Here is an 8,974-nt window from a genome sequence, read left to right as displayed (position 1 = left end):
AGGCATGGCCCAGGGCCGTCCGATCCTGGTGGGTACTGCGACCATCGAAACTTCCGAGCACGTCTCCAACCTGCTCAACAAGGAAGGCATCGAACACAAGGTCCTGAACGCCAAGTTCCACGAAAAAGAAGCTGAAATCATTGCGCAGGCCGGTCGTCCGGGCGCCCTGACCATCGCCACCAACATGGCCGGCCGTGGTACGGACATCCTGTTGGGCGGCAACTGGGAAGTGGAAGTCGCGGCGCTGGAAAACCCGAGCCCCGAGCAGATCGCCCAGATCAAGGCCGACTGGCAGAAGCGTCACCAGCAAGTGCTGGAGTCCGGCGGTCTGCAGGTGATTGCTTCCGAGCGCCATGAATCCCGTCGTATCGACAACCAGTTGCGTGGCCGTGCCGGTCGTCAGGGTGATGCCGGTTCCAGCCGCTTCTACCTGTCGCTGGAAGACAGCCTGATGCGCATCTTCGCCTCTGACCGGGTGAAGAACTTCATGAAAGCCCTGGGCATGCAGTCCGGTGAAGCGATCGAGCACCGCATGGTGACCAACGCGATCGAGAAAGCGCAGCGCAAGGTTGAAGGTCGCAACTTCGACATTCGTAAGCAACTGCTCGAGTTCGACGACGTCAACAACGAACAGCGTAAAGTGATCTATCACATGCGCAACACGTTGCTGGCCGCCGACAACATCGGTGAAACCATCGCCGACTTCCGTCAGGACGTGCTCAACGCGACCGTCAGCGCCCACATTCCACCGCAATCGCTGCCGGAGCAGTGGGACGTGGCCGGTCTGGAAGCGTCGATTGCCAGCGATTTCGGGGTGAAACTGCCGATTCAGCAATGGCTCGACGAAGACGATCACCTGTACGAAGAGACGCTGCGCGAGAAGCTGATGGTCGAGCTGATGGCCGCGTACAACGAGAAAGAAGATCAGGCCGGTGCCGAAGCACTGCGCTCGTTCGAGAAGCAGATCGTCCTGCGCGTTCTCGACGACCTGTGGAAAGACCACCTGTCGACCATGGATCACCTGCGTCACGGCATCCACCTGCGTGGCTACGCCCAGAAGAACCCGAAGCAGGAATACAAGCGCGAGTCGTTCACGCTGTTCTCCGAGCTGCTGGATTCGATCAAGCGCGACTCGATCCGTGTGCTGTCGCACGTTCAGGTTCGCCGCGAAGATCCGGAAGCCGAAGAACAACGCCTGCGTGAGGAAGCTGAAGCACTGGCCGCCCGCATGCAGTTCGAACACGCTGAGGCACCGGGTCTGGAGCAACCGGAAGTGTTGGGTGAGGAGGTCGATGTGGCCCTCGCCACTGCCCCGGTTCGCAACGAACAGAAGCTGGGCCGCAACGAACTGTGCTACTGCGGTTCGGGCAAGAAATTCAAGCATTGCCACGGGCAGATCCAGTAAACCCCGTTTCAATCGCTGAAATACCCGCGCCGCGACCGGCTCCTGCCGTCGCGGCGTTTTGCCATTTACACCACCGCCATCACTGTGAGCGGTGCTGACATCATTGAGTAAGGAGCGCATTCATGGCTGTTGGTCTTGGTCCTTTGCCAACGTTGCACCCGGTTGCCGGTTTTGAACTCGGTATCGCCTCGGCCGGCATCAAGCGCCCCGGGCGCAAGGATGTGGTAGTGATGCGCTGCGCCGAAGGTTCGACCGTGGCCGGCGTGTTCACGTTGAACGCGTTTTGTGCCGCGCCGGTGATCCTGGCGAAAAAACGTGTACAGAATGCCGTGCGCTACCTGCTGACCAACACCGGCAATGCCAACGCCGGTACCGGTGAACCGGGCCTGGCGGCTGCCGAGCGCACCACGGCGAAACTGGCCGAGCTGACGGGCGTCAATGCCAGCCAGATCCTGCCGTACTCCACCGGCGTGATCGGCGAACCACTGCCGGTCGAGAAGATCGAAGGCGCGCTGCAGGCTGCACTGGATGATCTGTCGGAAAACAACTGGGAAGCTGCCGCCACCGGCATCATGACCACCGACACCCTGCCCAAGGGTGCCAGTCGTCAGTTCCAGCATGACGGCGTGACCATCACCGTCACCGGCATCAGCAAAGGCGCGGGCATGATTCGCCCGAACATGGCGACCATGCTCGGCTACATCGCCACCGACGCCAAAGTCGCCCGCGAAGTGCTGCACAACCTGATGCTCGACGGTGCGAACAAGTCGTTCAACCGCATCACCATCGACGGCGACACCTCGACCAACGACTGCTGCATGCTGATTGCCACCGGCAAGGCCGCATTGCCGGAAATCACCCGCGCCGAAGGCGAGCTGTTCAACAAGTTGAAGCAAGCGGTGTTCGAAGTGTGCATGGACGTGGCTCAGGCCATCGTGCGTGACGGCGAAGGCGCGACCAAGTTCGTCACCGTTGAAGTCAACGGCGGAGGCAATCATCAGGAATGCCTGGACGTTGGCTACACCGTGGCGCACTCGCCGCTGATCAAGACCGCGCTGTTCGCCTCCGACCCGAACTGGGGCCGCATTCTGGCTGCCGTTGGTCGTGCCGGCGTGCCGGATCTGGACGTGAGCAAGATCGACGTGTTCCTCGGTGACGTGTGCATCGCCAGCCGTGGCGCACGCGCAGAGACCTACACTGAAGCGCAAGGCTCGGCGGTGATGCAGCAGGAAGAGATCACCATCCGCATCGAACTGGGCCGTGGCGATTGCAGCGAAACCATCTGGACCACCGACCTGTCGCATGAATACGTGAAGATCAACGCCGAATACCGGACCTGATTCAATCTGAGACCGAGTCGCCGCCATCGCGAGCAGGCTCACTCCTACAGTAGATGAGTGAACGACACGGATCCCCTGTAGGAGTGAGCCTGCTCGCGATGGCGTTGTGTCAGGCAACATCAATGTTCAATGTGCCGGCCTCTTCGCGGGCAAGCCCGCTCCCACAGGGTTCTGCGGTGTACGACAGAAACCACTGTGGGAGCGGGCTTGCCCGCGAAAGCGTCGGTCCAGTCACTCCAAGTCTTGAAGCTTTCCACTGACGAAAAGGCGCCACACCATGTCCCTGCACCTGATCATCGGCGACAAACTGCTTTCTTCCTGGTCCCTGCGTGCCGCCCTGGCGCTGGAACTGACCGGGGCACCCTACACCGAAGAGCTGATCAAGCTCGGCAAGCCCGACACCCGCGAGCGGCTGCTCAAGCATTCGCCGACCGCCAAGGTGCCGTTGTTGCAAACCTCTCGTGGCACTGTGGCCGATTCCTTGGCGATTGCTGAATATCTGGCCGAGCAGTTCCCGTCCGAACAGCTCTGGCCAGCCGACCTGTTCGCTCGCGCTCAGGCCCGTTCCGCCTGCGCGCAGATGCACAGTGGCTTTTTCGCCATGCGCAATCACATGCCGTTCAACCTGAGCCATGATGCGCCGCTCAGCCTGGTGCCGCCGGAAGTGAAGGTCGATATCGAGCGCATGCTCGCGTTGTGGGCTGAGTGCCGTGCTGCTGCCACTGAGCCTGGGCCCTATCTGTTCGGTCGCGTGAGTCTGGCTGATGCGTTCTTTGCACCGATTGCCGTGCGTCTGCGTACTTATCAGGTGCAATTGCCCGCCATCGATCAAGCTTATGTTGAAACCGTCTACCAATGGCCCGCCTTCAAGGCGTGGCAAAAGGCTGGACTGGAGGAGTTGAATCCGTGAAACGCGTACACGTCGCCGCCGCCGTCATTCGTGACGGCAGTGGCAAGATTCTCATAGCCCGCCGTGCCGACACCCAGCATCAGGGCGGCTTGTGGGAATTTCCCGGCGGCAAGGTCGAGGCTGACGAATCCGTTGAAAGCGCGCTGGCTCGCGAACTTCAGGAAGAGCTGGGCATTGTCGTTGGCGCCGCGCGTCCGCTGATCAAGGTTCGCCATGACTACCCGGACAAGCAGGTGTTGCTGGATGTCTGGGAAGTGTCGAGCTTCAGCGGTGAACCGCATGGCGCCGAAGGCCAGCCATTGGTCTGGGTGACCGCCAAGGATCTGCTGAACTACGAGTTCCCGGCCGCCAACCAGCCAATCGTCGCCGCCGCGCGCTTGCCCGCTGAATACCTGATCACCCCGGAAGATCTGGAGGCACCGGCCCTGTTGCGGGGTATCCAGAAGGCGATTGCCGGCGGAATCAAGTTGATCCAGCTGCGCGCGCCGAACGGCTATGACCCCAAATACCGCGATCTGGCGGTGGATGCGGTGGGACTGTGCGCCGGCAAGGCGCAGTTGATGATCAAGGGGCCGTTCGAGTGGCTTGGCGATTTCCCGGCCGCCGGTTGGCACATCACGGCCGCGCAATTGCGCAAATACGCCGAAGCAGGGCGGCCGTTGCCGGCGGAGCGCTGGTTGGCGGCCTCGTGCCATAACGCTGAAGAGCTGGCCCTGGCCGAGCAGATGGGCGTGGATTTCGTCACCCTGTCGCCGGTGCAGCCGACCTTGACTCATCCGGATGCTCAGCCGTTGGGCTGGGAACAGGCTTCGGCGTTGATCGAGGGCTTCAGCAAGCCGGTGTTCTTGCTCGGCGGCGTTGGTCCGGCGGAGCGTGAGAAGGCTTGGGGCGTTGGCGCGCAGGGTGTCGCGGGGATTCGGGCGTTTTGGCCAGAAGCTTGATTATGTGCTGAGGCTGATGGCCTCATCGCTGGCAAGCCAGCTCCCACAGGTGTCGTGTGCACCGCAAATGCGGAGAACGATACAAAACCTTGTGGGAGCTGGCTTGCCAGCGATGGCGGCCAATAAAACACTACATTTCTGTTGGTTTTGCCGCCGGTTGCCACAAAATCTCTGCAACCCCCTGCCGCCGCGCAATCAACCTTGCGGCCACAAACAGCAAATCCGACAACCGATTGATATACGCCAGACCCACTCCGGCCAACGGCTCGATCGCATTCAAATGCTGACAGCGCCGCTCGGCACTGCGCGCCAGGCTGCGGCACACATGGGCCTGGGCGATCAGCATCGACCCGCCGGGCAGAATGAAATTCTCCAGCGGCCCCAATTCCTCGTTCCACACATCGATGGCTGCTTCCAGGCGCTCGATTTCCGCCGCATTCAGCGCCTGATATTGCGGCATCGCCAGTTCACCGCCGAGGTCAAACAGGCGATGCTGGCAAGGCGCGAGCACGTCGATCAGTTCATTCAAACCCGGGAATGCCTCACGTTCGGCGATTAATCCGGCCAGCAGCACACCGACCTGACTGTTCAGCGTGTCGACCTCGCCAATGGCTTCGATGCGCGGGTGATCCTTGGGTACGCGGCGGCCATCGCCCAGGCCGGTTTCGCCTTTGTCGCCGGTGCGGGTGTAAATCTTCGACAAGCGAAAGCCCATGGGTTACCTCGGTAGTTGATTGGTTTCGGCGGCAATGGCTGCCGGTTGTGCCAGCGGCAGGCGCAGGGTGAAACAGGTGCCCTGACCGGGCGCCGACTGCACTTCCATCTGGCCTTTGTGGTTGTTGGTGATGATGAAGTACGACACCGACAGCCCCAGTCCCGTGCCCTGGCCGATTTCCTTGGTGGTGAAGAACGGCTCGAAGGTGCGTTTGCGCACGCTCTCGCTCATGCCGATGCCATTGTCCTCGACCTGAATCTCGGCCCATGGCGGGTTGAGCTTCGTACGCAGGATGATCCGCCCCGGTTCGCTGTCGTCTTCACGCTGGTGGATGGCCTGGGCGGCGTTCTTCAGCAGGTTGAGCAGCACTTGTTCCAGCTCGTTGGCGGTGCCCGGCACCGGGCCGAGCGCCGGGTCGAATTGGCGGATGATCGCCTGGCCCTTGAAGTCGAAACCGATCGCCAGATCGAAATCGTTGCCGGCGATTTCCACCGCCTGATCGATCAGCGCCGGCAGATCGCACGGGGCCATTTGTCGGGTGCTGCGCCGGCTGAAACTGAGCATGTGGGTGACGATTTTCGCTGCTCGTGCCCCGGCCTGCTGGATGCCGTCGAGCAGTTTCGGCACTTCGCGGTTTTGCAGGTAAAGGTTGACCGTGTCCAGTTCGATGCCGAGCTGTTCAGCGGTTTCGAGGTTTTTCGGCAGGTCCGGCGATAGCCGTCGGCGAATGTTCTGCACGTTGTGCAGGATTGCGCCCAATGGGTTGTTGATCTCATGGGCCATGCCCGCCGCAAGGCCACCGACCGAGAGCATTTTTTCCGACTGCACCATCATTTCTTCCAGCGACAGGCGTTGGGTGATGTCGTCGATACGAATCACCACACCACGTCCGGCGCCGCCCATCAGCGGGTAAAAGGTCAGGGCGTAGTGCTTGGGTTCGTCGTCCTTGAACCAGGTCACCCGCTCGATCTTCGCCACCGTGTGCTCTTCCACCGTCTGTTTGAGCTGCGGCAAGAAGGGTTTGAGCGGTTCGAAGGCGAGGAAGATCGGCTGGTTCAGCGCTTCATCCAGGCGCGTACCGGAGAGGGCGCTGGCCTCCTGGTTCCACTGCGTGACATAGAGCTGCTCGTCGAGGGCGATCAGCGCTGAGGGCATCGAGTCGATGATGCTGTTGAGGTAGTTCTGGAAACCGGTGAGTTTCTTTTCGATCTTGCTGCGCACCTGGACTTCCAGTTCCAGCTTGCGGTTGGTGTGACGGGTTTCTTCGGCCAGGCCCTGAGCCTGATCGTAGGCGGCCTGCGAGTCATCGCGGGCGCGCTTGAGCTGGTGTTCGCGGGCCTCGATGCGCGAGAGCATGGTGTTGAATGCTTCGGCGAGGCTGCCGATTTCGTCGTGGTTGCCGCGCGAGGCGCGCAGGGCGTAGTTCTCTTCGCGCGTGACCTGCCGCGAAAGCTCTTCCAGCTCATGGATCGGGCGGGTGATCAGGCGTTTGATCTGCCGGGCAATCACCAGCCACAGCAGCACACTGAAAATCAGAATGCCAAGGCTGGCGGTCAGGGTGCCAGTGTAGAACGCCATCGGCAATTCACTGCTGGCCACCAGCAACAGATGCCCAGGCGCGGTGCCGGGGCGGGGCAGGGTGATCAACTGGTTGCTGCGAAATTCGGTGAGTTGCCAGGCTTCGACGTGACGATAGCGTTCCGGCAGATTGAGCTTGTCGCCGCGCTGCACCTGAGCGATCCGGTCACCCTTGCCGTCGTACAGAGCGGCAGCGCGCAGCGGCGAATAACTGTCGAGTTCCTTGAGCAAGCGTTCGGCGCTTTGCGGTGACTCAAGGGCCTGCGCGACCAGGCTGGGGTTGGAGATCAGTCGGCCGATAGTCTGCAGGGCCTGCGGCGCCATGCTTTCTTGGGAAATGTAGTAGGCGGCGCTGATAAAGGTCAGGTTGGCGACCAGCAGAACAGTGGTCAACAACACCAGCAGGGCGGCCAGCAATTTCTGGCCAACCGGCAGGTTTTCGAGGCGCTGGCGCAATGGCATCAGGTTTATCGCAGCAAAGGAACAAGTGGGCAGCGTAGCCGCTGCTCAGTCGCTGGGCAATCCAAGGCTGTGCAGATGACTGACCAGGCGCTGCTGCAATTGATTGAGGTGCGGCAGGTTCAGTTGATGACGGGTGGCGACTTTGCAGGCGTGGCCCAGCAGGTAGCTGATTTCGGTGCGGCGCCGGTTCGCCACGTCCTGATACATGGACGAGTAATTGGCCGCTGTGGCATGGATTACCCGCTCGACTTCCTGTTGCAGATCGAGCGCCGCCGCAGGTTGACCGCAACGCTGCAGCAACTCGGCCAGCTCTGCGCACAGCGTGGCGACTTCGCACTGATGCTGCTCAAGCCCGCCGTTGCGGCATTGGTGCAGTACGGTCAGCGGATTGATCGCGCAATTGAGCGCCAGTTTGCGCCACAGCCGGGTGAGGATGTCGGTGCTCCACTCGTGGGGAATCTTCGCGGCTTGCAGATCGTCCAGCCAGATCGGTGCTACCGGGTGTCCGGCATCGCCCAGCCAGGTGAAACCGTGGCCGGCGAACACCACACGCCAGTCGCCGTCGCGGAAGGCGCCTTCGGTGCTGGAGGCGCTGATGCAGCGAGCTTGTGGCACCAGCGCCGCGACAGCGTCCTGGCTGCCGAGGCCGTTCTGCAACAGGATCAATTCGGCATCCGCTGTCAGGCGCTGGGCGAGGCGGGCGACGGCGCTTTCGGCGTCATAGGCCTTGCAGGCGACCAGCAGGCGGCGGATCGGTTCTGGATCGTCCGCCGTTTGCGCGGGGACGGCATAGGTGTTGGCCTCGCCGTGTTCGACGAGGGTCAGGCCGCCGGCCGCCTGATAGTCACGCAAGCGCTCGGCATCACGCAAGACCAGACGCACCGGCAGACCCGCCCGGGCCAGACGGGTGGCCCACAGGGTGCCGAGGCTGCCGGCGCCAAGAACGTGCCAGGGGGTGGACATCAGTTTTTCACTCGGTAAGGTACTGGCATGCAAGGCTCGCCGTATCGGTAGGAAAAGACCCGTTATAATGAGCCGGATTTTAACCGCAAGCCAAGCGCGCTCCTTCCTGATCGAGCGCGCCTTTTTTATTGGAGAGATTACATGCCGTCGTTCGACGTGGTATCCGAACTGGACAAGCACGAGCTGACCAACGCGGTCGAGAACGCCGTGAAGGAACTCGATCGTCGCTATGACCTGAAAGGCAAGGGCAGCTTCGAGTTCAAGGAAAAGGACCTGACCGTCAACCTGACCGCTGAAGCCGGTTTCCAGCTGGAAGCGATGATCGAGATCCTGAAGCTGGCCCTGACCAAGCGCAAGATCGATGTGCAGTGCCTTGAAGTCAAAGACGCTTACGCGTCGGGCAAACTGATGAAGCAGGATGCGATTCTCAAGGAAGGCATCGACAAGGAACTGGCGAAGAAGATTGTCGCGCACATCAAGGACGCCAAGCTCAAGGTGCAGGCCGCCATTCAAGGCGAGCAGGTACGTGTGACCGGCAAGAAGCGCGATGACCTGCAGGAAGCCATCGCGGCCCTGCGCGCCAAGGAATTCGGCATGCCGCTGCAGTTCAACAACTTCCGCGACTAAGTCCGGTCAGATGGCTGTGGGAGCGGGCTTGCT

Annotated in this window: 8 protein-coding genes; 5 read left to right on the top strand and 3 right to left on the bottom strand. The window is 61.4% G+C overall.

Annotated features, from left to right (window positions below):
• The 4 genes from DBR18_RS10715 to DBR18_RS10700 all read left to right on the top strand — a co-directional run.
• On the top strand, positions 1-1,405 hold a 1,405-nt coding region (locus tag DBR18_RS10715; protein WP_177482367.1), incomplete at its 5' end, for an SEC-C metal-binding domain-containing protein.
• Positions 1,406-1,527: 122 nt separating this feature from the next.
• Positions 1,528-2,745, top strand: coding sequence for a bifunctional glutamate N-acetyltransferase/amino-acid acetyltransferase ArgJ (argJ, locus tag DBR18_RS10710; protein ID WP_108590295.1), 1,218 nt, complete (start codon positions 1,528-1,530; stop codon positions 2,743-2,745).
• Between the two features lie 277 nt (positions 2,746-3,022).
• Complete coding sequence (locus DBR18_RS10705) at positions 3,023-3,655, top strand: glutathione S-transferase family protein (protein WP_108590294.1); 633 nt, start codon at positions 3,023-3,025, stop codon at positions 3,653-3,655.
• Positions 3,652-4,596, top strand: coding sequence for a Nudix family hydrolase (locus tag DBR18_RS10700; protein WP_108590293.1), 945 nt, complete (start codon positions 3,652-3,654; stop codon positions 4,594-4,596). The genes DBR18_RS10705 and DBR18_RS10700 overlap by 4 nt, the downstream gene beginning before the upstream one ends.
• 130 nt (positions 4,597-4,726) lie before the next feature.
• On the opposite strand, the gene DBR18_RS10695 is transcribed toward DBR18_RS10700, so the two are convergent.
• From DBR18_RS10695 to DBR18_RS10685, 3 genes are read right to left on the bottom strand one after another with little or no spacing between them, the layout of a single operon-like run.
• On the bottom strand, positions 4,727-5,311 hold the full coding sequence (locus tag DBR18_RS10695; RefSeq protein ID WP_108590292.1) for a cob(I)yrinic acid a,c-diamide adenosyltransferase: 585 nt from the start codon (positions 5,309-5,311) through the stop codon (positions 4,727-4,729).
• 3 nt (positions 5,312-5,314) lie between these two features.
• Complete coding sequence (locus tag DBR18_RS10690) at positions 5,315-7,351, bottom strand: HAMP domain-containing sensor histidine kinase (RefSeq protein ID WP_108590291.1); 2,037 nt, start codon at positions 7,349-7,351, stop codon at positions 5,315-5,317.
• Between the two features lie 45 nt (positions 7,352-7,396).
• Complete coding sequence (locus DBR18_RS10685) at positions 7,397-8,314, bottom strand: putative 2-dehydropantoate 2-reductase (protein WP_108590290.1); 918 nt, start codon at positions 8,312-8,314, stop codon at positions 7,397-7,399.
• Positions 8,315-8,455: 141 nt separating this feature from the next.
• On the opposite strand from DBR18_RS10685, the gene DBR18_RS10680 reads away from it, so the two are divergent.
• Positions 8,456-8,941 (top strand): YajQ family cyclic di-GMP-binding protein, encoded by a 486-nt coding sequence (locus DBR18_RS10680; RefSeq protein WP_003227548.1) that lies wholly within the window; start codon positions 8,456-8,458, stop codon positions 8,939-8,941.
• The last annotated feature ends 33 nt before the right edge of the window (positions 8,942-8,974 follow it).

Source organism: Pseudomonas sp. HMWF021 (assembly GCF_003061005.1).
Taxonomy (GTDB): Bacteria; Pseudomonadota; Gammaproteobacteria; order Pseudomonadales; family Pseudomonadaceae; genus Aquipseudomonas.
Note: the sequence above shows the minus strand (reverse complement) of the source record. Positions and strands in the feature narration are given on the sequence as shown.

What these genes read in the sequence shown, in the direction of transcription:
- argJ (WP_108590295.1), top strand. Translation starts at nt 1,528, where the DNA reads ATGGCTGTTGGTCTTGGTCCTTTGCCAACGTTGCACCCGGTTGCCGGT.
- DBR18_RS10705 (WP_108590294.1), top strand. Translation starts at nt 3,023, where the DNA reads ATGTCCCTGCACCTGATCATCGGCGACAAACTGCTTTCTTCCTGGTCC.
- DBR18_RS10695 (WP_108590292.1), bottom strand. Translation starts at nt 5,311, where the DNA reads ATGGGCTTTCGCTTGTCGAAGATTTACACCCGCACCGGCGACAAAGGC.
- DBR18_RS10690 (WP_108590291.1), bottom strand. Translation starts at nt 7,351, where the DNA reads ATGCCATTGCGCCAGCGCCTCGAAAACCTGCCGGTTGGCCAGAAATTG.
- DBR18_RS10685 (WP_108590290.1), bottom strand. Translation starts at nt 8,314, where the DNA reads ATGTCCACCCCCTGGCACGTTCTTGGCGCCGGCAGCCTCGGCACCCTG.
- DBR18_RS10680 (WP_003227548.1), top strand. Translation starts at nt 8,456, where the DNA reads ATGCCGTCGTTCGACGTGGTATCCGAACTGGACAAGCACGAGCTGACC.